This window comes from Streptomyces sp. WAC05292 (assembly GCF_003949955.1).
Lineage (GTDB): Bacteria > Actinomycetota > Actinomycetes > Streptomycetales > Streptomycetaceae > Streptomyces > Streptomyces globosus.
Genome location: NZ_RPSE01000768.1, coordinates 1 through 1,000 on the forward strand (window position 1 = coordinate 1; position 1,000 = coordinate 1,000).

Consider the following 1,000-nt stretch of genomic DNA (forward strand, 5'->3'; position numbering starts at 1 on the left):
CGTCCACCCCACCGCCCCTCACCAGGCCAGATCCTCCAGCGCATCCAGGTCCGGCGCCGGACCCGGCGGCTCCGCGGCCGCCGTCAGCGGCAGCTCCGCCCAGATCACCTTCCCGCGCTCCGTGTACCGCGTCCCCCACCGGTCCGCGAACTGCGCCACCAGGAACAGCCCGCGGCCGCCCTCGTCGGTCGTCGCCGCGTACCGCAGGTGCGGCGAGGTGCTGCTCGCGTCGGACACCTCGCAGATCAGGCTGCGGTCGCGCAGCATCCGCACCCGGATCGGCGTGTTCCCGTACCGGATCGCGTTCGTCACCAGCTCGCTCAGGATCAGCTCGGCCGTGAACGCCACCTCGCCCAGCCCCCACTCGGCCAGCTTCGCCGCACTCGCCTGCCGGACCCGCGACACCGCCGCCGGATCCGGCGGCACCTCCCACTCCGCGATCCGGTCCGCCTCCAGCCGCCGCGTGTCCGCGATCAGCAGCGCGATGTCGTCACTCGGCGACGGGAACAGCAGCGCCGCCAGCACGTCCGCGCACTCCTCGTCCGGCGTCCGCCGGCCCGGCCGCGCCAGCACCTCTCCCAGCATCGCCAACCCCGTGTCGAAGTCCCGGTCCCGGTCCTCCAGCAGCCCGTCCGTGAACAGCGCCAGCCGGCTCGACTCCGGCAGCCGCAGCTCCACCGCCTCGAACGGCATCCCGCCCACCCCCAGCGGCAGCCCGACCGGCACCTCCGGGAACTCCACCCGCCCGTCCGGCCACACCAGCGCCGGCCCCGGATGCCCGGCACTCGCCATCGTGCACCGCCCCGACACCGGGTCGTACACCGCGTACAGGCACGTCGCCCCCGTGATCCCCGCCGGCTCCGCCGACCCGTCACCCCTGGAGCCCGAGCCCGCCGCACCCGACTCGTTCTGGTCGATCCGGTCGATCAGCTCGTCCAGGTGCCCCAGCAGCTCGTCCGGCGCCATGTCCAGCGTCGAGAAGTTGTGCACGGCCGTCCGC

At 74.4% G+C, this 1,000-nt stretch carries 1 protein-coding gene; it reads right to left on the bottom strand.

The genetic code is table 11. The features are described 5' to 3' along the window. Positions 1-18: 18 nt before the first annotated feature. Positions 19-1,000: ATP-binding SpoIIE family protein phosphatase (locus tag EF903_RS32925; RefSeq protein ID WP_148142661.1), on the bottom strand; the 982-nt coding region annotated here is incomplete at its 5' end.